Here is a 21,395-nt window from a genome sequence, read left to right on the forward strand (position 1 = left end):
CCAATACCCCGGAGATCTCCGATGACATTCACCAGCCCTTCGCCTCTTCTCGATTTCACCCCATCGGCCGCGGTCTCGCGCATCGATGCGGCATCACGCCGCGTGCAGCAGCCGCAATCGAGCGGCCAGCTTGTGTCGCTCGCCATGGGGGAGCCTGACTTCGACACCCCTCCGCAGGTATCCGAGGCCGCGGCGCGCGCACTCGCCTCCGGTCGCACCCACTACTCGCCGCTCTACGGCGAACCGGCCCTGCGCGAGGCTCTCGCGTCGCGTATCAGCCTGCTCACCGGCGACACGGCCTCGGCGAGCGATGTGCTCATCACGCACGGCGGCACCGGAGGCCTCGGCGCGTCGATCCTCAGCCTGGTCGACCCGGGAGACCGCGTCGTTCTGCCAGACCCCACCTATTCGCTCTACGCCGACCTCATCAGCATGGCCGGAGGAACCGCGGTTCCGGTGCCCCTGGCCGCCGACCTGCACTGGGATCTCGACCGGCTCCGCGACGCGCTCGTCGGCGCCAAGCTCTTCGTCTTCTGCAACCCTGGCAACCCCACGGGCATCGTGCACACCGCAGAGGAGCTCACGGCCCTCGGCGAGTTCCTCGATGGCACCGACACCATCGTCATCTCCGACGAGGCATACGCCGACCTCAACTACACCGACCGTCCCTTCACCTCAGCCCTCACCGTCCCCACCCTCCTCGGCCGCACGATCTACTGCCAGACGTTCTCGAAGAGCTACGCCATGACGGGCTGGCGCGTCGGCTATCTCTGGGGGCCGTCGGCACTGATCGCCGCAGCCGCACGCATCCACAACACGGTCAACGGGTCTATGAATACCGCGGTACAGGATGCCGCACTCGTCGCGCTCGAGACCTGTGGCCCCGACATAGAGCGGATGCGCGAGTCGTATGCCGCACGTCGAGAACTGATGGCGACTGGGCTCGCCGAGGTGCCCGGCCTGACCCTCAGCAATCCGGAGGGCGCGTTCTACTTCTTCCCCAAATACGACCTCGGGATCCCGTCCGCCGAGCTCGTCGGTGCACTGCGCCAGTTCGGCGTCGCCGTGCGGCCTGGCTCGGAGTTCGGAGCGGCCGGCGAGCATCACCTGCGTCTGTCGTATGCCGCGAGCGAGCAGGCCATCAGCGCGGGTGTCGCGCGTCTGGCCGATGCTTTTCGCACGCTACGCTCGCAAGCACAGCAGTAGAGGAGACATGTGCGAAGCGACACCGAACGCAACCGTCGTCGTCTCGTCAAGGCGGCCGCGTATCTTGTCGCCCGACGGGGGTCAGCGGTCAAGATGGCCGATGTCGCCGAGCGCGCCGAAGTCTCGACGGCGACCGCCTACCGGCACTACGGCTCGGTCGACGAGATCCTGTCGCAGTTTCGATTCGAGGTGGGCGAACGCCTGCTCGACTTCTCGAAAGCGAGCGATGCCCGCGGCGTCGCGTTGCTCGAAGCCGTCAGCCAGCACTGGGTCGACCTCGTCGTCAAACACGGCGGCTCGATGGTGCACACGCGCTCCGACGAGGGATACCTCGCGCGCCTGCGATCCGGAGCGACGTACCTGACGGTTCAGGCCGATGCGCTCAGCACCCCCATCGCCGAGGCTGCTGAAGAGTTGGGCATTCCGGATCCGGGAGACGAAGGACTGTTCCTGTGGAACATCCTGTTCGACCCGCGCGAAATCTTCGACCTTCTCTCTACGGTCGGCCTGACGAAAGAGCAGGCCGCCAGGCGGCTCGTCTCCGCTTTGTGCGGCGCGCTTCGTGGCTGGGACGCCGCGCGCGCCTGATCGCGTCGTCGACGGTCGAACACCCGGGCGAGGTTCATCGCCGTGCCTCTTGTGCGGGTCGGCGGGAGAAAATACACTGAAAGAAGTGAGAATCGATTCTCATTTATCGTCACCGTCAGGAGTGTGTATGAGCTCGCGAGTCGACGCCGAAAGAGGCGCCGCCGCCGCCGAAACGCCGCCGCCCGTCATCGTCGTCATGGGTGTAGCCGGCAGCGGCAAGACCACGGTCGCAACGATTCTGGCGAACACCTACCGAGCTGATTTCATCGACGCTCAGGATCTGCATACGCCGTCGAACAGGCGACGCTTGTCTCAGGGGATCGCCCTCACCGATCACGATCGAGAACCATGGATTGCGGCCGTCAGCGAGCGGATCGGCTCCGGAACGCGGGCGAGCCGCCCACTCGTCATTGCGTGCTCCGCTCTGAAGCGCACCTATCGTGACCGCCTTCGCGAGTCCGGGCCGGCCGTGTTCGTGCACCTCGTTGGTGAACGGTGGCAGATCGTCGATCGGCTCGGTCCGGTGACCCAGCAACGGCTGCTGGCACCGCTGCTCGAGTCGCAATTCGCCGCACTGGAGCCCCTGGCCGACGACGAAGAGGGATTCGCGGTGCGTGTCACCGCCCCCGTCTCGGAGGTGGTGTCAGAGGTGGTGCGGCGCCTCGCCGAGACCCCTGTTCCCATGAAATCGAAACGGATCACCCTATGACGACACCCGCCGACAAACCGACAGAGGGACGACTGCGCGTTGTCGTCGCCACACCCCTGGCCGAACCTCTCTGCGAGCTCATCGAGAAGCTCGAGCCCCGCCTCGATCTGATTCGCGAGCAACGACTCCTGCCTCCGATGAGGCACCCGGCTGATTTCGCCGGCGATCCTTCGTTCTCCCGTTCCTCGGCAGAGCAGGCCGAGTTCGAGGCACTGGTCGATTCGGCAGAGGTTCTATACGGCATACCCGACGTCGATCCGGTTGCACTGTCGCGAACGGCGAACCTCAACCCCGGACTGCGGTGGGTGCAGACCATGGCAGCGGGCGGGGGCGGCCAGATCAAGGCTGCTGGCCTCAGTTCCGAGCAGCTCGCTCGAATCGCGTTCACCACCTCTGCCGGAGTTCACGGAGGACCACTCGCCGAATTCGCTGTATTCGGCGTGCTCGCTGGAGCCAAGACTCTGCCGAGGCTGTTGGCCCAGCAGAAAGCGCACGAGTGGTCGGGGCGCTGGACGATGGGCCAGGTGTCCGAACAGACCGTCCTCGTCGTCGGGCTCGGCGGCATCGGCCGGCAAGTGGCCGCAAAACTGGATGCGCTCGGAGCGCGGGTGATCGGCACAAGTCGACACGACACGGATGTTCCCGGAGTGTCCCTACTCATCCATCCGAATGAGATCGCAGACCATGTGGGGTCGGTCGATGCGATCGTCACGACTCTTCCGGGCACTGACGCAACGATCGGACTGCTCGATGGCGCCGTCTTCTCGGCGGCACGACCCGGCGTGACTATCGTGAATGTCGGCCGCGGCACCGTCATCGACGAGGCCGCCCTCATCGCCGGGTTGCAATCGGGCCACGTCGGCTTCGCGGCCCTTGACGTGTTCGCGTCCGAACCGCTCTCTCAGGAGAGCCCTCTGTGGGATCTGCCGAACGTGCTGGTCAGTCCCCACACCGCCGCTCTCAATGACGCCGAAGACCGGCTCATCGCCGAGCTCTTCGCGCAGAACGCCACTCGGTTCTTGGATGGTCACCCCCTTCGAAATCGTGTCGACACAGTGGAGTTCTACTAATGAGCGAAAAACCATCCCCCGGCGCCCTGTTCGACCTGACGGGCCGCGTTGCCCTGATCACCGGCTCGAGTCGCGGCATCGGCCGCACTCTGGCCGAGGCTCTGGCCGAGGCCGGTGCGATCGTGGTGCTGAACGGCCTCAACGAAGACCGGCTCGAGCAGACCAGGAGTGCCCTCGCCCATCGTTTCGGTGACGACCGTATCTTCGCCCGGCCCTTCGACGTGACAGACGAAATCGCGGTTTCCTCTGCGATCGACTGGATCGAGAATGAGGTCGGACCTCTGCGCATTCTGGTCAACAATGCCGGCGTGCAGCACAGGGTTCCGCTCCTCGAACTGGCTCCCGAAGATTGGGAGCGGGTGCTCAAGACAGATCTGACCAGCGCGTTCCTCGTCGGTCGCGCTGCAGCGACACGGATGATCCCGCGCGGGCGAGGCAAGATCATCAATATCGCCTCCGTCCAGGCGAGCCTCGCTCGGCCAGGGATCGCCGCCTATACGGCCGCAAAGGGCGGCCTGCGCAATCTGACGATGGCGATGACGGCCGAGTGGGCTGCATCCGGTCTTCAGATCAACGCGGTGGCGCCCGGCTACATCCACACGGAGATGACCCAGAGCCTCGTCGATGACGAGACATTCAATTCCTGGATCATGGGGCGCACGCCCGCGAACCGATGGGGAACGACTCTCGACCTCGCCGGCCCCGTCGTCTGGCTGGCCTCGGACGGTTCGGATTATGTGAACGGCCAAACGATTTTCATCGACGGAGGGATGACCGTTGTCGTCTGACACTGCATCCATCCCGGCAACGACATCGGCAGTCGTCGCTCACCGCGCCGGCGACCTGCGCCTCGACGAGATCGTGATCCGCGAGCCGCTCGGCGATGAGGCGGTGGTGAAGATCGCCTATGGCGGTATCTGCGGCTCGGACCTGCACTATTGGCGGCACGGAGCCGCAGGCCAATCCATTCTCAGAGAACCGATGATTCTGGGTCATGAGGTTGTCGGCACCGTTGTTCGCGCGGCGGCGGATGGCAGCGGTCCCGTCGTCGGTGTGCATGTGGCGGTACACCCAGCGACTCCTGGTGCCGGCGACGGTGCACGGTACCCGGTCGACCAGCCGAATCTCTCGCCAGGCTGCACCTATCTGGGAAGCGCGGCCCGGCTCCCTCATGAAGATGGAGCCTTTGCAGGCTACGCCGTCCTCAGAGCAGACATGCTGCGTCCCTTACCTGTAGGTCTCCCGCTACGAAGAGCGGCCCTCGCGGAGCCGGCCTCCGTCGCGTGGCATGCCGTCAGCCGAGCAGGTTCCATCAGAGGTCGCCGCGTTCTCGTCATTGGCGCAGGCCCGATCGGTGCCCTCATCGTCGCGGTAGCCGCTCGGGCCGGGGCCACCGAGATTGTCGTCACCGATCTTTCGGAACAACCCCTAAAAAGAGCCATCGCAGTCGGAGCGACACGAACGCTCCTGGCGACGGATGAGACGGAAATCTCGCGAGTAGATGCTGACGTCGTGTTCGAGTCATCAGGCAGTCATCGGGGTCTCGGCTCGGCGATCAACGGAGCCACCCGTGGCGGCACCGTCGTCATGGTGGGCCTGTTGCCTGCCGGGGAACAGCCGGTGCATATCACCACAGCAATCACGCGCGAACTAACGCTGGTGGGTTCGTTCCGCTTCAACTCGGAGATCGATGAGGTGATCGCAGCGCTTGCCGATGGCTCCCTCCAGGTCGACCCCATCATCACTCATGAATTCGCCATCGATCAGTCATTCGACGCTTTCCAGACCGCATCAGACCCAGCACGCTCCGGGAAAGTGCTCCTGAAGTTCGGTGACGAGGGTCACCTCATCTAGTCGCCCGCGGTTACCCCATACCTGTACCGCGCGGGCGTCGTGCCGAACCGCACCTTGAACGCCGCGATGAAGCTGCTCACCGATTCGTAGCCGACCGCGCGCGCGACGTGCTGCACCTCGTCGCCGCCCGCGAGCATCCGGGCGGCCGCGTGCAGCCGCGCGCGCACTCGCCACTCGCGGAACGAGCTGCCCGTATCGGCCACGAACGCCCGCGCCAGCGTCTTCGAGCTCACGCCAAGAGAGACGGCCCACGCCGCGAGCGATCGCTGGTCGTCCGGATGCGCGAGCAAAGACGACGCGACGGCTCGGGCCCGCGGGTCGCGCGGCAGGGCCACGGCGTCGTGCTGCGCGGGCGAGTCGGCGAGCAGATCGGCCAGCAGCTGACGCACCTGCGTCTTCCGCGGGGCGGTCGGCGACGCGTCGGCGAGGTGAAGCATGAGCGCTCCCGCGAGCGCCTCGGCCCTCAGCGTGCGCGGCCTGTGCCAGGAATCCCCGGCCGGCCGCAGAGCGATGTCGGCGTAGACGCTGATCAATTCGCCCGGCTCGTCGAACGCCATCTCATGCAGGATGCCCGCCGGGATCCAGGCGAGGTGCTCGCGACGGAGCTGCCAGCGCTCGCCCTGCACGGCGAGTTCCATCGAGCCGGATGCCATCCAGGCGAGCTGGTCCTCCCGATGCTGGTGGGCGGCGAAGAGCGTTCCCGAATCCACGCGAGAGCGTGAGGCGAAAAAAGTGCTCGATGTCTCATCGGCGGCATCGGATGCCCCGACAACTGCCAGGTCGGGTAACGAATATGCGGCGATAGACATGGGGATGTCGTTCCTCGGTTAGTTCTGTCTTTTCGGGGCGATAGCGCTCGAAGCTTAGGTAAGGCTAACCTGTGTGCGGAATTGCGTCGAACCCGGCGACGCCCCTCACCACGAAGGACCCATGAACACCATCTCCCCGAGCCGCGCCCGACCCACGTCCCTCGCCGGCCGACTTCTCACTCTCACCGCGATCATCGGCTTGAGCGGTGCCGTTCTCACCGGCTGCTCGACATCGGCCGAGGCGGTCGCAGACAATCCGAACTACACGACCGAGCCGAGCGACAGCTTTCCCGTGACGGTCGAGCACCAGTTCGGCGAGACCGTCATCCCCTCTGAGCCGCAGCGCGTTGTTGTGGTGGGCCTGACCGAGCAGGACATTCTGCTCGAGCTCGGTGTCACGCCGATCGCCACCACAGAGTGGTACGGCGAGCAGCCCTACGCCGTGTGGCCCTGGGCCACCGACTTGCTTGGCGATGCGAAACCGACCGTGCTCGACCAGACCGACGGCCTCGAGTTCGAGAAGATCGCCTCGCTGAAGCCCGACCTCATCGTGGGCACGAACGCGGGCCTCACCGAAGACGCCTACAAGAAGCTCGCCACCATCGCACCAACCGTGACCGGTGTCGAGGGCTCAGGCCTCTACTTCTCAGACTGGCAGGATCAGACTCGTCAGGTCTCCAAAGCCATGGGCCGCTCCGCCGAGGGCGAGGCGCTGATCGACGGCGTCGAGAGCGCGTATGCCGAAGCCGCCGCCGCGCATCCGGAATTCGCCGGGCTCACCGCCAGCTTCTCGCAGGGTGTTCCCTACGACGGCAACATCTACGTATACCCCGACGGCCTGAACACCGACTTCCTCACCGACCTCGGATTCGTGATGACGCCCGGACTCGAGAAGTACGCGCCCGAGGAGGGCCAACAGGCGCTCATCTCGCCCGAGAACATGAGCCTGATCGATGCCGACGTGATCGTCTTCGCCACCGAGAGCGACGACGGCGTCAACGAGATTCTCGACTTCGGCACCACCTCGAGCCTCAGCGCGGTCACCGGCGGACACGCCGTATTCAGCAACCCTGAGCTCTCGGGCGCGATCTACTTCCTCACGCCGCTGAGCCAGAAGTACGTTCTCGAGAAGCTCGTGCCGCGCCTGGTCGATGCCGTCAACGGCACAGCGCCGCAGAGCGTCGAGGGCTGAGCTGAGCGCCATCGCCGTGCGCACTCCCAGGGCGTCTGATCGACGTCGGATGCTCGGCCTGGCCGGCGCGGTCGGCGCACTGATCGCGGCGGTCGTGCTGAGCATCGTCGTCGGCTCGAACCAGCTCGGGCCGGACGAACTCTGGCACGCGCTCACGGCATACAGCGGAACGCCAACCGACCAGGTCGTGGTCGATCTGCGAGTGCCGCGCACCGTCGCGGGGCTCGTGGTGGGTGCCGGACTCGGGGTTGCGGGAGCCGTCATCCAGGCACTCACCCGCAACCCCCTCGGCGACCCGGGCATCCTCGGTGTCGATGCTGGCGCCGGGCTCTTCGTGGCGACCGGCGTGCTCTTGGGCGCGGTCACGCCGGTGCAGTACCTGCCGTTCGCGTTCCTCGGCGCCTTCGTCGTGACCGTGCTCGTCTACCTGATCGGCTCGGCCGGCCGTGGAGCGCCCGATCCCATCAGACTCACGCTCGCGGGCGTCGCCCTGGCCGCCGTGCTCACGGGAATCACAACCGCCATGACGCTACTCGACCCGGTGACGTTCAACAGGCTGCGCGCCTGGAACGCCGGCTCGTTCGTGGAGCGCGGCTTCGACGTCATCCTGCCCGCCCTTCCGTTCGCGGTGGTGGGCGTTGTACTGGCACTCATCTGTGCTCGCCCGCTCAACACCATGGGACTCGGCGACGACCTGGCATCGTCGCTCGGCACGAACATCGTGCGCACCCGCGTCATCTCGGTCGTCGCCATCACGCTGCTCGCCGGCTCGGCTACGGCGATAGCAGGGCCGGTCGCCTTCGTCGGGCTGATGGTGCCGCATATATCCCGTTGGATCGTGGGGCCGGATCAGCGTTGGATCATTCCGTACTGCGTCGTCATCGCTCCTGTCGTGCTCTTGGTTTCGGATGTGATCGGCCGCGTCATCCTGTGGCCGAGCGAGGTTCCCGTCGGCGTTGTGACCGCTTTTGTTGGGGCGCCCGTGCTCATCCACCTCGTGCGCCGGGCGAAGGCGAGCTCGCTGTGAGCCCCGTCGACTTCGGGTCGCGCACTGCCGTGCTTCGGCACGGCCGCTTCTCGGTGCGGTTCCGGATGCGCACCGCGCTTATGTGCGCCGCACTCGCCCTGGCGACGGTGACCGTCGCGATCCTCGCTCTCTGCCTCGGTGATCTGCCGCTGAGCCCAGTGGATGTCGTGTCGGCCCTGCTGGGTTCGCGGGAGGGGATCGCGCACCTCGTGGTGTTCGAGTGGCGGCTGCCCCGAGTACTCAGCGCGGTGGTGTTCGGGGCGGCGTTGGGCGTTTCGGGAGCCATCTTCCAGTCACTCACTCGCAATCCGCTGGCGAGTCCCGATGTGATCGGGCTCTCGGCCGGGTCGTACGCGGGTGGACTCGTCATGATCATCGTGTTCGGAGTCGGAGCGGGCTCGGTGCCGGTGGCGGGCGGGGCGATCATCGGAGGCCTTCTGGCGGCCGCCGCGGTCTATCTGCTGGCGTACCGCAACGGCATGCACGGTTTCCGCCTGATCGTCGTGGGCATCGGTGTCTCGGCCATGCTCGAGGCGCTCGGCGTGTATCTCATTCTTCGGGCGAAACTCGAGGTCGCGATGGTGGCGAGCGTATGGGGAATGGGGTCGCTGAACCCGGTGGGGTGGGCGCAGTTCGTCCCCGCCTTCGCTGTGGTCGCCATCGTCTTCCTCGGCCTCGGCTTTCTGGTGCGACCCATGCGACAACTCGAACTGGGTGACGACGCGGCACGGTCACTCGGGTCGAGGGTGGAACCGGCGCGGCTGTGGCTCGTGGTGTGCGCCGTGGCGCTCACCGCCGTAGTGACCGGTGCGGCGGGCCCGATCGCGTTCATCTCGTTGGCCGCACCGCAGATCGCGCAGCGACTCACCCGCACGGCCGGCATCGCCCTCGCGCCCTCCGCGCTCATCGGTGCCCTGGTTCTGACGGCGTCGGACATCGTCGCGCAGTACGCCCTGCCCGACAACCTGCCCGTTGGGCTCGTAACGGTGGTCGTCGGCGGCGGCTACCTGGTCTGGCTCCTCATCCACGAAGTCCGGAGACGACGTTGACCCTTCATTCCCTTGACACCCGGTTGCCGCGGCTCGCCGCCTCGGACATCACCATCGGCTACGACCGACGGGTGATCTCGCGCGACCTCTCGGTCGACATCCCCGATGGCTCGTTCACGGTGATCGTCGGTCCGAACGCGTGTGGCAAATCGACACTGCTTCGGGCACTGTCGAAGCTCATCACGCCGAGCGCAGGGCAAGTGGTGCTCGATGGACGCTCGATCTCGTCGTACAAAGCGCGAGAGGTGGCACGGGTGCTGGGGCTGCTGCCGCAGACGTCACTGGCGCCCGACGGCATCACGGTGGCCGATCTCGTTGCTCGCGGGCGGCATCCGCACCAGGAATTCATGCGGCAATGGTCACGTGACGATGAGGCAGCGGTCGTGGCCGCGATGGCGGCCACCGGGGTGACCGAGCTCTCCGGTCGGCACGTCGACGAGCTCTCTGGCGGGCAACGGCAGCGGGTCTGGGTGGCGATGGTGCTCGCGCAGCAGACACCGCTGATGCTGCTCGACGAACCCACGACCTTCCTCGACATCGCGCACCAGATCGAACTGATGGAACTGTTCACCGACCTCAATGAGCTGGGCACCACACTTGTGGCCGTGCTGCACGACCTCAACCAGGCGGCGCGATACGCGACACACCTGATCGCCATGAAAGACGGATCGGTCGTAGCGCAGGGTGCGCCGTCGGAGATCGTGACGGCATCGCTGGTCGAGGAGGTGTTCGGGCTGCGCTGCATCGTGGTGCCAGACCCCGTGACGGGCATGCCCTCCGTCGTGCCGATGGGGCGCGAACGGGTCAGGCGATGAACGCGCGAGCATCCGGCGCACGTCGGCGTTGGATCCCTCCGATGCTGTTGCAGGCGCCGGCAGAGCCCATCCGCACACGGCCTATTCACGTCGATGACGCCACGACCCCGCGGAGGCTCACTCTGCGCGTGATGGCCGCCGCGCCCCGCTACTCCGTACCCGCGGCCGTGCTCAGCATCACCCATCAGGTCGGCGAGGCACTGGTGCCCGTGCTCATGGGCCTCGCGATCGAACGCGCCGTGTCGAGCGGCGATCTCGGGCAGCTTCTGCTGTGGCTGGGGCTGCTCGCCGCAGATTTCGCGTTGCTGTCGTTCTCGTGGCGCTTCGGCTCACGCCTCGGCGAGCTCGGGATGCTCGCGGTACAGCACCGCCTGCGCACGCTCGTGACAGAGCACCTGTTGCTGCGCGCATCCGGTGCCCGTCGAGCCTCGAATCAGCCCGGCGTGGCGCTCTCGCTTGCCACCTCGGATGTGAATCGCCTCTCTGCCGCCGTCGAAATCGGTGTCTACCCCGTGGGCCAGTTGGCCGCCGTGCTGTTCGGCGGCAGCGTTCTGCTGGCGATCTCGTGGCCGCTGGGAATCGCGGTACTCATCGGTGCTCCCCTGCTGCTGTGGCTCACGGAACGAGCCGGGCGCACCCTGCGCACGCGCAGCGGCGACGAGCAGGCGGCGGCGGCAGTGGCAGCGGGCCAGGCCGCTGATCTGATGGCCGGCTACAGGGTGATCCGCGGAATCGGAGCCGAGGCCGAGGCGTCGTCGCGCTACCGGCAGACCAGCCAGTCAGCGCTCGCCAGCACCCTTCTCGCGCGGCGCGCCGAGGGTGCGTTCGGCGGCACGATGGATGTCGCCAGCGGACTCTTCTTGACCGGGGTCGCCGTGGCGGCAGGGCTGAGTGCGATCACCGGCGGGCTGGGCGTCGGCGAGCTGATTGCCGTGGTGGGGCTGGCACAGTTCCTCATCGATCCCCTGCAATACGCCGCGCGCAACGCGGGCGGACTGTGGGCCTCGGCGATGGCATCCTCTACACGTCTGCTCGCACTACTGCGCGAGGTCGGGCCGGATGCGACGAGCGTTACGCGGAGCAGGCGATCTGCTGCCCGCGGCATCGGACTCGTCGCGGAGGGCGAAGTGGTGGGCGTCGCGGCCGACGGAGCAGAGGCGGAGGCGGTCATCGCAGCACTCGAGGAGGCGCATCCGGATGCTCTGGCCGCGCCGCACGAGGCGCACCTGTTCACGGGCACGGTGTGGCAGAACGTCGCGCTTCCGACGGTCGACGCCGCGCGCGCCCGGGCGGCCCTGACCGCGGCAGGCTGTGACGAACTCATCGAGCTGTTGCCGCAGGGCTGGGACAGCCCCGTAGGAGAGAACGGCTCGACGCTCTCCGGCGGTCAACGGCAGCGCGTCGCGCTCGCGCGGGCCCTGGCTCAGGATGCGCCGGTGCTCGTGCTCAATGACCCGACGACGGCCGTCGATGCGGTGACCGAAGCGGCCATTGCGGACCGCTTGCGTCAGGCGCGAGCCGGTCGCCGCACCGTCGTGGTCACGCACTCCCCCGCGCTGCTCGCCATCGCCGATCGGGTGGTGCGGATCGACAGAACCGAGCCTCGAACGGAGGCCGCCTCGTGAGCGAGACGAGCGCATCCGAGAGCGCATCCGACCGTGGCCGAAACGTCGACCGTCTGCCTGTCGCCAACGCTCGCACCGTTTGGCGCGAGGCCCGTCGCTCGCTCGCCGGACGACGGTGGCAGCTCGCCGCCCTGGCAGCGGTGCTAACGGCAGCCGCGGCAGCCGGCATCGTGTCGCCGCTGGCGCTGGGAGCCGTCGTCGACGGCGCGAAATCGGGTGTGACGTCGGGCGACCCGGCGTTCGTGTGGATGCTCGGCGGCTGGATGGCCTCATCCATTCTGCTGGGGGCGCTGCTGGGGGCGGTCGGAGTGATCGGGGCGTCGCGACTGATCGAGCTGACGCTGGCCGACCTGCGAGAGCGCATGGTCGACACGGCGTTCCGTCTGCCTCAGGCACGGGTCGAGCGCGCTGGCACGGGCGACCTCATCTCGCGAGCCGGAGACGATGTGGCCGTGGTCGCGGAGGCGATTCCGAGCGTGGTGCCCGCACTGGCCGGGTCGTTCTTCACGATCGCGGTCACGATCGTGGGCATGGCAGTGATCGACCCCTGGTACGCGCTGGTGCTGCTCGTTGTTGTGCCCGTGCACGCCCTCGCCGTGCGCGGTTATCTGCGGCACGCGCCGCAGGTCTACGCGGGCGAGCGCGCGGCGATGGCCGACCGGGCGCAGCATCTTCTCGACAGCCTGCGCGGACTCGAGTCGGTGCGCGCCTACGGCCTCGCCGTGGACCACATCGGCCGTATCGCCCGGGTCTCGTGGGCCGTTGCCGGCTGGACAATGCGGGCTCGCGCCATCCAGAATGTGTTCTTCGCACGTCTGAATGTGGCCGAACTGCTCGGCATGGGCGGGCTGCTGGTGGTGGGCTTCGTGCTCGTATCGAACGGGTCTGGCAGCATCGGTGGCACCACCGCCGCGATGCTGCTGTTTCTGCGGCTGTTCGGGCCGATCAACGAGCTGCTTTTTGTGGTCGACGATCTGCAGTCTGCGCTGGCCTCGCTCGGACGCATCGTGGGCGTGATCACGGCCGAACCGCGGTCGAGGCCCGCACATGGCGTGAGCACGGCGCCGCCCGGCACGGTGCGCCTGACCGGGGTGACCCACTCCTACGTAGAGGGCCACGATGCGCTGCGGGACATTCAGCTCGAGCTGTCGCCGGGCGAGACCGTGGCCGTCGTCGGAGCTTCGGGCACGGGCAAGAGCACACTCGCGGCGCTCGTCGCCGGGGTGCACGAGCCCGTCGTGGGCTCGGTGCAGCGCAAGGGTTCACTCGTGCTGGTCACGCAGGAGGTGCACGTATTCGACGCGACCCTGCGGGCGAACCTCACGCTGGCGCGCGCTGACGCGTCAGACACGATGGTTCTGGATGCGCTGGGCCGCGTCGGTGCCTCCCGTCTCGTTTCCCGGCTGGCCGGGGGGCTCGATGAGCCGGTCGGATCGGCCGGAACACCCCTCACTCCGGCCGAGGAGCAGCAGCTCGCCTTGGCGCGAGTGCTTCTGGCAGACCCTGAGCTGGTGATCCTCGATGAGGCGACCGCCGAGGGCGGATCCCGCGACGCCGACAGGCTCGACCGTGCGGCGGCCGAGGTGGGGCGCGGCCGCACAGTGCTCATCGTGGCGCACCGTCTCAGCCAGGCCGCGACGGCCGACCGTGTGGTGCTGATGCACAACGGCCGCATCCAAGAGCAGGGCACGCACGCCGACTTGGCCGCCGCCGACGGCGCCTACGCCCGACTCTGGAAGGCCTGGTCGCGTGATCCGCCCGCAGTGCAGTAGAGAACCGCGGCTCAGCTCGGCAGGGTAACCATGATGGCCATCACGGAGGTGCTGACCGCCATGGCGGCTATGTCCACGATGCCAAGACTCAGCCGGCGCCGTTGTCGACCGTGGGATCGGCGGTTGCGGGCGCGAACACCGAGCCAGATCGCGACTGCTGAGTAGCCCACATACAACGTGGTGGCGACAACCAGCACGAGGGCGAAAGGCTCCCCGCCCACTCCGTGGTGGTGTGCGCCGACCGCGATCGAGGCGGTTGATCTAGTCGGGCCGGCAGAGCCGGCGACGAGCAGCGATGCCGTGAGAATGAGGGCGAGCGCCCTGTGCGTCGTCACCGTGGTCACACCGGGCAGCGGGTTGTGCCGTTGGCTGACCGAGCTGATGGCACTTGTCGAGATAGCGAGCAGAACCAGAAGAGCCGCCCACACAAGGCCCGGCAGCATGGGAGACGCCGCTAGGCCGTCAGCCATTGCCAGCAGCATTGCGACGCCCACAATCAGGCCCTGCACGCGCTGCGCCCGGGGTGCACCGACCGCGCAGCAGACACTCACCGATGCGGGCACCAGCATGCCCCCGTGCATGATCTCGATCACGGGCGCCTAGCCATGGTGGGCACAGTGGCCGGCCTCTGCCCCACCGTGCGCGCCGATCACCGCGGGCACATCAAGCGTGGGATTGCGGTCGAAGAAGCCGTGCGGCTTGAGGGTGAAGCCGGCGTAATCGACGGGCATGATCGGCCAGTCCTCGAGACGGGGAAAATGGGTGAGCCCGAAGGTGTGCCAGACGACGATATCGGTGCCATCGATGTCGCGATCCCGACCGGCGTAGGCCGGCAGACCGCCTCCACCGGGATGCTGATTGACAGCGGCACCGGATGCCCACAATTCGTCTTCGTGGAACCGGGTGACCCACAGATGCTTCGTCGCGAACGCCGCGCGCTTGGCGATGGATGACTCGTCGGCGGCGAGCAGAGTGGGCTGCCCCTCGGGGTAGAGCACGTAGGCAGGGTGGCCTCCCATGCGGTTCGTCGTATCGGTGTTCACAACAGCCCACACGCGAGCTTTGTCCGTGGCGGCGAGGCGTTGCGCTTCTGACTCGGTGCGCAGACGGGTGACCGAGCGGGTGAACGCATTGCCCAGCGCGTTGCCCGGCCCCATAGCGACCCGTTCGGCGTCGATCTCCTCTACGGCGTTGTTGGGCCCGTCGACCGCCATATCGAGGCGGGCCGAGAAGAGGTGCTGGTGAAACGGCGCTCCGAGTCCGGGCGCGATCTCGTTCGCGTAGGGGTAGTCGCCGCCGGGGTATCCGGAGGTGAAGACGATGCCGGTCGCCTTGGCCTCGAGTTGGATGGTGCCGTCGAGGTAGAGGTACCAGTAGAAGCCGTAGTCGTAGTTGCCCACGGTCACGAAAAAGGAGATCACGATGCGGCGCTGGCGCCTGGTCTCGCTGGTGCCGGCGAAGGCGTCGGTGTGCTTCCAGAGAATGCCGAAGTCCTCCTCGTGAATGCAGATCGCGTTCGTGAGGGTGGTCGGGTAGCCGAGATCGTTCACGACCACCGCGTCGAGGTAGGTGATGTCTCCCACGCAATCGCAGCCGAGCTCGAGCGAGTTGGCGAGTCGTCCGAACTGGTATTCGCCCACGTCGAAGTAGTTCTGCCAGTTGTGGGTCGGGGTGGGATCGCCGTAGGGAACGACCATCTCGGAGATCGAGGCCCGGTCGATGATGCTGCGGATGGTGCCGTGATCGTCGAAGGCGAGGTTGTGCAGGGTGAGGCCCTCACGTCCGTTGAAGCCGAGACGTACACTCCAGTTCTCCCACGTGAGAACGTTGTCGGCGATGGTGAAGCTCACACCCTCTGGTTGGCTGATCTCGATCGGCTTCAGCGAGGTTCGTTCCGGTCCACGCACGGCGGGATCAAGGTAGTCGCCTGATTCGGCGGGTACATGGATGACGTCGGTCTCGACGATCCGCAGCACACGCTGGTTGGTCAGGTCGACATGCGCCACGACACCGTCGATCGGATGCGCCCACACCGAGTCGCTCGGATACTGCGAGTAGAACGCGAGCACCCGGGTGGCTCTGATTCCGACCTCGTCTGCATAATCGAACGATCCGGCTGACAGAGACACCGTGCGCACGTTGTCGAGGTCGGTGATGCCGCGCTTGGCGAGCGCGGCCACCCAACCGGAGTCTGCCTTCACGATCGCGTCGCCGAGATCGAAGTCGGCGTCGAAAGTCGGGGCGTGGCCGGCTTCGGCTCCGAGAACCCGGTTGACGAGAAGATCTCCGGTCGCCAGGTTCACAACGACTTCGCGAGTTTCCGCGGTAGCCAACTCGACGAGTAATGCAGAGACGCGACGATCAATGCTCAGGCCGGCGCGCACATCCGCCTTGTCTGGCTCGACGAGAGCGACGTAGGCGAACCGCACGCTGCCGCCGACGAGATCCAGCGCGGTGAGGATGGAGCGAAAACGGTCGATCTCGTCGGCTGTGAGGGGAGCGAGAGGATGCTGGGTTGTAGTGAGAGTCATTGTCTTGTCTTTCTGGATCAGGAGAGCTGAGCGGTAGCGTCTTCGAGGGCTTCCACCGAGACACGGCGGTGGGTACGGACCCGCATCACAACAGCGCGAACCACTCCGGCCACGAAGACCGCCGCAATAGAGAGAATGAGCACGGTGACGAGATCGCCGTCGCCGCCGACAAGGGTGCCGAAATTCGAGATGATGATGACCAGGGCGCCGACGAGAGTGAGCACAGACAGAGCCGGCGCGATCACCGAGTTCCAGTAGGTGGCATCGGGCTGCTTCGTGCGGCGGAAGTAGACGATCACCGACAACGAGACGAACAGATAGGCGAGCACCAGGGCGACAACGGCGATACCGCCGCCCCAGTTGAAGACGATTGTGATCGGGTCAGCGCCGACGAGGGCGAAGATGGCGGTAAGCACGACCGCCCCGGTCGTCTGCGCTACGGACGCGACGAACGGCGCACCGGTCTTCGCATGAACCTTGCCGAGCGCCGCGGGCAGCACGCCTCCCCGCCCGAGTGTGAACATGTAGCGGGCGATGCTGTTGTGGAAGGCGAGCGCGGCGGCGAAGATCGACGTCACGATGAAGACCCCCATCACGGCCGGCGCCCACGGCCCCAAATAGCGATCGCCAAGACCATAGATGAACGAGGCGGTGTCACCGCTCTCCAGCGCCTTGCCTGCCTCGGCGAGCACTGCCGAGGGGCCATAGCCGACGGTGATCATCCAGGTGGTCACCACAAAGAAGCCGGCTATGAGCGCCACGGACAGATACGTGGCGCGGGGGACCGACTTGCGCGGGTTGGCTACCTCCTCGCCGAACACGGCGGCGGCTTCGAACCCGAGGCTCGATGCGAACGCGAATGTGAGTGCCACACCGGGCGCGCCGACGAGCAGCGACTGCACGGAGAAGACCTGATCGATCGCGAAGCCCTCCCCCGCCCCACCTTGAATGGCGATCGAGATGGCCATGGCGATCATCACTCCCCACTCGCCGAGCAACAGCACACCCAGCACTTTCGCACCCAGTTCGAGCCTCAGATAGCCGAAGACCTGCACGACGGCGATCAGGGCCAGGGATCCGAGCCACCACGGCAGGGCAATGCCGATCGACGGCGCGAGAAGAGCCACGACCGTGGCTCCGAAGAAGGCGTAGATGGCTACCTGAACCGCCGTATAGGCGTAGACCGCGAGGCCCGCAACGCCGATGCTCGCCTCCGCCCCCAGTCCTTTCCCCGCATAGGCGTAGAGGGCGCCGGCATCCGTCACGTGACGCGACATCAGCACGAACCCGACAGAGAACAAGAGCAACAGGGCTCCGATGAGCAGGTATGACATGGTGACGCCGAGGCCGTTTCCGATGACCATGGTCACGGGAACAGCGCCGGTGAGCCCGATGATCGGGCTCGCAGCAGCGAGAACGAGAAAGACGATGCCCGCGACGGTGACCGAGTTCTTCTTCAGTTCACGTTGGGGAATGGTGGTGCCGAGCGAGGCGGTGCGTGATGTCATGGAGCCTCCGATGTCGGAAAGTAATGGGTTGAGAAAAGTATTCTGTACAGCCGTACAAAATAGATTTCGACCGTGTAACAAGCTGATTTCGTATTTCGTCAGCAAATCGGGCGATCCTGCCCGTTGGTAGGCTTGGCGGGAGGAAACATGCCCAAAGTCGTAGATGCCGAGATCCGCCGGGCTCAGATCGTCGCCGTCGCCTGTCAGCTGATCGCAAGCGACGGAATCAAAGCGGTGACCACCCGTCGTATCGCCGAGGCCACCGGATACTCGAACGGCGTACTCCGCTACTACTTCTCTGGCAAAGACGCCGTCGTCAATGCCGCGTTCCAGGGCATCTTCGACGCGACGAATGAACGCGCTCGCGCTGCGGACCCCTCACCACGAGGCCTGGCCGGCCTGCACGAACTCGCCATGCAGATCATGCCGCTCGACCACGACAGACTGATGGAAGCTCGCATCGCCATCAACTTCTGGCAGGAGGCACTCGGTTCCGAGGAGAAGGCCGCCCTGCACGCCGACGTGATGCAGCGGTGGCGAATAGAGATCGAGCTGCGGCTCCGCGAAGCAGAAGACGACGGCGAGCTACCCGCCGGATCTCCGATCCCCGAGATAGCCGACGAGCTGTTGGCCATGCTCACAGGGCTCCAAGTGCTCGCATGCCTCTCCCCGGCCGAGACCTCGCCACAGCGGCAGGTCGCTCAATACGAGACGTTCATCGACCGACTTCGTCGTTGACCTCCTCCGGATCCACGTAACCTGACTCGATGCCATCGAAGCGCCAGATAACCGAATTCTCCGACGAGCCAGCCGCCGGAAACCCCTGGGTCGTCGAACCCGTGCCCACAACAATCGAGCTGATCGAATACGATCCGACATGGCCCGCCCAGGCCAAGCAGATCGGTGACCGTCTCTGCGAGCTTCTCGGCGTCCGGGCGATCCGCATCGATCACGTCGGCTCCACCGCGGTGGAGGGCCTACCCGCCAAGCCCGTCATCGACATCGACCTCACTGTGGCTGACTCGGCCGACGAGGCGGGCTATGTGAACACGCTGCAGGACGCGGGATTCCTTCTCACGGTGCGCGAGCCCTGGTGGCACGAGCACCGCCTGTTCCACGGCGGCCAACGCCCCGACGATCGCGTCTTGCCGACCGATGGCGGCCCGGCCACGAACATCCATGTTTTCGGACCCGACAGCCCAGAGCTCATCAAGCATGTCGTCTTTCGCAACTGGCTGCGCTCGAGCGCGAGCGACCGAAAGTTGTATGCCGACGCGAAACGTGCCGCCGCTGCTGCCCAGCAGGAGAACGACGCGGTCATGGACTACAACGTCAGAAAGCAGGCCGTGATCCTCGAGATCTACGACCGCGCCTTCCGCGCTTCCGGGTTCCTCAGCTGACGCACACCCGATTCATCAGTCCGCATGCAGCGCCCGCCGCACCTCCTGCGCGAGTCGCGGCACCGTCGTCGCCTCGAACCACGGATTGCGGGAACGCCAGCCGCGCGCCAGCGGCGACGGATGGACCAGCGGAAAGAAGGGAAGGAACGACTCGGCCGCCCGCACGGTCACGGTCACGGACTGCCGCTTCTGCCCATGCAGGTAGTACCGCTGCGAGTATGCGCCCACCAACACCGTCAAGCGCACGTTGCTCAGAGCGCTCAGGATGCGCGGATGCCACAGCGGCGCAACATCCGGTCGGGGCGGCAGGTCGCCACTGGCGCCCTTGCCCGGAAAGTAGAAGTCCATGGGCAGGAGCGCAAACTGCTCGGGGTCGTAGAACGTGGCATCCGTCACGCCGAGCCACGACCGCAGCAGTCGCCCGCTGGCGTCACTCCACGGCTGACCCGTCTCCTGCGCGACCCGGCCCGGAGCCTGGCCGATTACGAGAACGCGAGCGCGCGCCGATGCGGTGAACAGGGGTTCCCACCCCAATTGCGTCGCCCAGGCGTTCGACGGGTGCTCGATGATCTCCCGACGAATGACGTTGAATTCGTCAACGGAACGCGATCTCACCAGTCGATCTTCGCAGACGCCTTCACGCGTGGATCTTGGGCAGACTGATCCCATATTGCGCGAGTTTTCGGTAGATGGTGGCCCGGCTCATGCCGAGCTCGGCCACGGCGTCATCGATACTGGTGCCTTCGCGGGAGAGAACTCGAACCATCTCGTCACGTTCGAAGGCCTTTATGCGCGGCAGGTGCTCCGCGCGTGAGAGCAGCTCCGGCGGCAGATGTCGTGCGTCGATCACATCCGAGCGCAGCGCCGCATCTTTTACCACCGCCGCCAGCTCGGCCACATTGCCCGGCCACGCATAGTCGCTGAGCGCTCGCGCGGCCGCCGGCGTGAACTCCACCTCACGACCTCGTGCTCGGCGAGCGAGATGATCGGCCAGGGGCAGGATGTCGTTGGCCCGGTTTCGCAGGGCCGGCACTTCGACGACCGCGTCGACCAAGGCAGACAGCTGGCGCGGAATGGCATCGAAGCGCTCCGCGGTCAGGGTAACCGTTCCCGCTGCTGGACCGCGGGGGCCTGCCAGGAGATCGTGCAGCCGCTCTGCAGCCATGGCGGGCAGCTCGTCGGTGTTGCAGATGATGAAGCGGGTATGTGGGCGCGCGAGCTCCGGTGTCCAGAACGCAAGCCAGGCATCGACATCGTGCGGCTCCGGCGCGTGCACGGCGAACAGTCGATCGCCCGGACTGATCCGTCGCTCGGCCTGCGCGAGCAAGGTGGAGCGACCCGATCCGCGCTCGCCCACGGCCGCCACGACCTTTCCGGCCTGCAGCGCGTCGGATGCGTGCAGCAGAGCACTGTTCCACACCTCGGACAGTCGGTCGAGCGACCCCGAACCGGTCTCCTGCCGCAACGGTTCTATGCGGAAGACCTGCCCGCGGGCGGCACGCCGGGGGCGGTGACCCTGCGAGCGGGCGAGCATCAGATTGGCTGTCGATGCCGCAGCCGTCTGTGCCAGGGCGAGCAGCAGTTCGGAGCGCGCATCCGACCAGGTCGTGAAGTTCACCGACCCTTCGAGCCGGCCGGTGAGCGGGTCGAAGATCGGGGCGGCGGCGCAGGTGTAGCCGCACAAGCTCAGCGAATAGTGGTCGTTCGCTCGAACCAGCGTGGGCACGCGGTCGGCCAGCGCGAGTCCGAGCCCGTTGGTTCCGGCGTCTCGCTCCGCGTACGAGAAGCCGGGGGCCAGATTCACGCGATCGAGGGCGCGCAGCAGCTCTTGGTCGCCACTCAGCCGGTTGAGCACCAGGCCATCGGCGTCGGTCAGCATCAGACCGAGCGGCTCGGAGGAGAGCGTGCTGTGCAGCTCGGCGAGCACCTCACGTCCGCACTCGTAGAAGAGCGACTGGTCGTCGTAGGTGCCCGAGAAAACGGGATGCGGATCGTCGAGCGACACCCCGTAGTCTTCGCTGCGCTGCCAGGAGGCCAGCAGCCGGGCCGGGATCGCCGCCACGGGCGCGTTGTGCACCCCCGCGCGTGAGGGTAGGTCGTGAACGTCCATAAGCGCCTTTGCAATCGTCCGTCGAAGTCAGCATATGCCCGGCCCGAGCCGGAGTCGCTACACGCCGTCTCAGAATGAGACAGCTCGCCGGTCGGGCTGAACCCAGTGCGACCTAGCATGGCGACAGGAA

At 66.5% G+C, this 21,395-nt stretch carries 20 protein-coding genes; 14 read left to right on the top strand and 6 right to left on the bottom strand.

Annotation, left to right across the window (positions count from 1 at the left end; genetic code table 11):
• Window positions 1-21: 21 nt before the first annotated feature.
• The 6 genes from TZ00_RS08585 to TZ00_RS08610 all read left to right on the top strand — a co-directional run bounded on the left by TZ00_RS08585 (window position 22) and on the right by TZ00_RS08610 (window position 5,427).
• Window positions 22-1,206 (top strand): pyridoxal phosphate-dependent aminotransferase, encoded by a 1,185-nt coding sequence (locus TZ00_RS08585; RefSeq protein WP_044440865.1) that lies wholly within the window; start codon window positions 22-24, stop codon window positions 1,204-1,206.
• Between the two features lie 9 nt (window positions 1,207-1,215).
• Window positions 1,216-1,794 carry a TetR/AcrR family transcriptional regulator gene (locus tag TZ00_RS08590; protein WP_044440867.1) on the top strand — a complete coding sequence of 193 codons (579 nt, stop codon included), beginning with the start codon at window positions 1,216-1,218 and terminating at the stop codon, window positions 1,792-1,794.
• A gap of 127 nt (window positions 1,795-1,921) precedes the next feature.
• A complete protein-coding gene (locus TZ00_RS08595; protein WP_044440869.1) occupies window positions 1,922-2,503 on the top strand; it encodes a gluconokinase in 582 nt (193 codons plus the stop codon).
• Entirely contained in the window at window positions 2,500-3,573 is a 1,074-nt protein-coding gene (locus TZ00_RS08600; RefSeq protein WP_044440870.1) for a D-2-hydroxyacid dehydrogenase, read from the top strand. Before TZ00_RS08595 ends, TZ00_RS08600 begins: the two co-directional genes overlap by 4 nt.
• Entirely contained in the window at window positions 3,573-4,361 is a 789-nt protein-coding gene (locus TZ00_RS08605) for an SDR family oxidoreductase (protein WP_044440871.1), read from the top strand. Before TZ00_RS08600 ends, TZ00_RS08605 begins: the two co-directional genes overlap by 1 nt.
• Window positions 4,351-5,427, top strand: a complete 1,077-nt coding sequence (locus tag TZ00_RS08610) for an L-idonate 5-dehydrogenase (RefSeq protein ID WP_044440872.1) — start codon at window positions 4,351-4,353, stop codon at window positions 5,425-5,427. The genes TZ00_RS08605 and TZ00_RS08610 overlap by 11 nt, the downstream gene beginning before the upstream one ends.
• On the opposite strand, the gene TZ00_RS08615 is transcribed toward TZ00_RS08610, so the two are convergent.
• A complete protein-coding gene (locus TZ00_RS08615; RefSeq protein WP_044440873.1) occupies window positions 5,424-6,236 on the bottom strand; it encodes a helix-turn-helix domain-containing protein in 813 nt (270 codons plus the stop codon). The genes TZ00_RS08610 and TZ00_RS08615 overlap by 4 nt on opposite strands.
• Window positions 6,237-6,357: 121 nt before the next feature.
• Here TZ00_RS08615 and TZ00_RS08620 point away from each other — a divergent pair, with 121 nt between their 5' ends.
• Genes TZ00_RS08620 through TZ00_RS08645 form a run of 6 tightly spaced genes read left to right on the top strand, consistent with a single transcriptional unit; the run spans window position 6,358 to window position 13,716 of the window.
• The gene (locus TZ00_RS08620) at window positions 6,358-7,428 is read left to right on the top strand and encodes an ABC transporter substrate-binding protein (RefSeq protein ID WP_052521418.1); all 1,071 of its coding nucleotides are present in this window, start codon (window positions 6,358-6,360) and stop codon (window positions 7,426-7,428) included.
• A gap of 16 nt (window positions 7,429-7,444) precedes the next feature.
• Complete coding sequence (locus TZ00_RS08625; RefSeq protein WP_238579628.1) at window positions 7,445-8,455, top strand: FecCD family ABC transporter permease; 1,011 nt, start codon at window positions 7,445-7,447, stop codon at window positions 8,453-8,455.
• Window positions 8,452-9,504: a FecCD family ABC transporter permease gene (locus TZ00_RS08630; protein ID WP_044440876.1), complete on the top strand. Its 1,053-nt coding sequence runs from the start codon at window positions 8,452-8,454 to the stop codon at window positions 9,502-9,504. The genes TZ00_RS08625 and TZ00_RS08630 overlap by 4 nt, the downstream gene beginning before the upstream one ends.
• Window positions 9,501-10,319, top strand: a complete 819-nt coding sequence (locus TZ00_RS08635) for an ABC transporter ATP-binding protein (RefSeq protein ID WP_044440878.1) — start codon at window positions 9,501-9,503, stop codon at window positions 10,317-10,319. Before TZ00_RS08630 ends, TZ00_RS08635 begins: the two co-directional genes overlap by 4 nt.
• A 41-nt stretch (window positions 10,320-10,360) precedes the next feature.
• Entirely contained in the window at window positions 10,361-11,944 is a 1,584-nt protein-coding gene (locus tag TZ00_RS08640; protein ID WP_052521419.1) for an ABC transporter transmembrane domain-containing protein, read from the top strand.
• The gene (locus TZ00_RS08645) at window positions 11,941-13,716 is read left to right on the top strand and encodes an ABC transporter ATP-binding protein (protein ID WP_044440880.1); all 1,776 of its coding nucleotides are present in this window, start codon (window positions 11,941-11,943) and stop codon (window positions 13,714-13,716) included. Before TZ00_RS08640 ends, TZ00_RS08645 begins: the two co-directional genes overlap by 4 nt.
• 11 nt (window positions 13,717-13,727) lie before the next feature.
• Here TZ00_RS08645 and TZ00_RS08650 read toward each other — a convergent pair whose 3' ends face one another.
• Genes TZ00_RS08650 through TZ00_RS08660 form a run of 3 tightly spaced genes read right to left on the bottom strand, consistent with a single transcriptional unit; the run spans window position 13,728 to window position 17,755 of the window.
• A complete protein-coding gene (locus TZ00_RS08650; RefSeq protein ID WP_044440881.1) occupies window positions 13,728-14,309 on the bottom strand; it encodes a hypothetical protein in 582 nt (193 codons plus the stop codon).
• Window positions 14,310-14,315: 6 nt separating this feature from the next.
• On the bottom strand, window positions 14,316-16,247 hold the full coding sequence (locus TZ00_RS08655; protein ID WP_044440882.1) for a primary-amine oxidase: 1,932 nt from the start codon (window positions 16,245-16,247) through the stop codon (window positions 14,316-14,318).
• A 17-nt stretch (window positions 16,248-16,264) separates the two neighbouring features.
• Complete coding sequence (locus TZ00_RS08660; protein ID WP_044440884.1) at window positions 16,265-17,755, bottom strand: APC family permease; 1,491 nt, start codon at window positions 17,753-17,755, stop codon at window positions 16,265-16,267.
• A 147-nt stretch (window positions 17,756-17,902) separates the two neighbouring features.
• Here TZ00_RS08660 and TZ00_RS08665 point away from each other — a divergent pair, with 147 nt between their 5' ends.
• Together TZ00_RS08665 and TZ00_RS08670 are read left to right on the top strand one after the other, a co-directional pair.
• Window positions 17,903-18,493 (top strand): TetR/AcrR family transcriptional regulator, encoded by a 591-nt coding sequence (locus TZ00_RS08665; RefSeq protein WP_044440886.1) that lies wholly within the window; start codon window positions 17,903-17,905, stop codon window positions 18,491-18,493.
• Between the two features lie 29 nt (window positions 18,494-18,522).
• Entirely contained in the window at window positions 18,523-19,155 is a 633-nt protein-coding gene (locus TZ00_RS08670) for a GrpB family protein (protein ID WP_044440888.1), read from the top strand.
• Between the two features lie 15 nt (window positions 19,156-19,170).
• Here the strand turns inward: TZ00_RS08670 and TZ00_RS08675 are convergent, their stop codons facing one another.
• Together TZ00_RS08675 and TZ00_RS08680 are read right to left on the bottom strand one after the other, a co-directional pair.
• Entirely contained in the window at window positions 19,171-19,770 is a 600-nt protein-coding gene (locus TZ00_RS08675) for a uracil-DNA glycosylase family protein (RefSeq protein ID WP_052521420.1), read from the bottom strand.
• 22 nt (window positions 19,771-19,792) lie between these two features.
• Window positions 19,793-21,265, bottom strand: a complete 1,473-nt coding sequence (locus TZ00_RS08680; RefSeq protein WP_044440890.1) for an AAA-type ATPase lid domain-containing protein — start codon at window positions 21,263-21,265, stop codon at window positions 19,793-19,795.
• Window positions 21,266-21,395 lie beyond the last annotated feature (130 nt).

The sequence above is a fragment of the Agreia bicolorata genome (assembly GCF_000938265.1).
Taxonomy (GTDB): Bacteria; Actinomycetota; Actinomycetes; order Actinomycetales; family Microbacteriaceae; genus Agreia; species Agreia bicolorata.

Excerpts from the sequence above, each read along its gene's own strand:
- TZ00_RS08660 (WP_044440884.1), bottom strand. The coding sequence starts at position 17,755 with ATGACATCACGCACCGCCTCGCTCGGCACCACCATTCCCCAACGTGAA.
- TZ00_RS08680 (WP_044440890.1), bottom strand. The coding sequence starts at position 21,265 with ATGGACGTTCACGACCTACCCTCACGCGCGGGGGTGCACAACGCGCCC.
- TZ00_RS08670 (WP_044440888.1), top strand. The coding sequence starts at position 18,523 with ATGCCATCGAAGCGCCAGATAACCGAATTCTCCGACGAGCCAGCCGCC.
- TZ00_RS08605 (WP_044440871.1), top strand. The coding sequence starts at position 3,573 with ATGAGCGAAAAACCATCCCCCGGCGCCCTGTTCGACCTGACGGGCCGC.
- TZ00_RS08615 (WP_044440873.1), bottom strand. The coding sequence starts at position 6,236 with ATGTCTATCGCCGCATATTCGTTACCCGACCTGGCAGTTGTCGGGGCA.
- TZ00_RS08665 (WP_044440886.1), top strand. The coding sequence starts at position 17,903 with ATGCCCAAAGTCGTAGATGCCGAGATCCGCCGGGCTCAGATCGTCGCC.
- TZ00_RS08655 (WP_044440882.1), bottom strand. The coding sequence starts at position 16,247 with ATGACTCTCACTACAACCCAGCATCCTCTCGCTCCCCTCACAGCCGAC.
- TZ00_RS08640 (WP_052521419.1), top strand. The coding sequence starts at position 10,361 with ATGCTGTTGCAGGCGCCGGCAGAGCCCATCCGCACACGGCCTATTCAC.
- TZ00_RS08585 (WP_044440865.1), top strand. The coding sequence starts at position 22 with ATGACATTCACCAGCCCTTCGCCTCTTCTCGATTTCACCCCATCGGCC.
- TZ00_RS08600 (WP_044440870.1), top strand. The coding sequence starts at position 2,500 with ATGACGACACCCGCCGACAAACCGACAGAGGGACGACTGCGCGTTGTC.
- TZ00_RS08595 (WP_044440869.1), top strand. The coding sequence starts at position 1,922 with ATGAGCTCGCGAGTCGACGCCGAAAGAGGCGCCGCCGCCGCCGAAACG.
- TZ00_RS08620 (WP_052521418.1), top strand. The coding sequence starts at position 6,358 with ATGAACACCATCTCCCCGAGCCGCGCCCGACCCACGTCCCTCGCCGGC.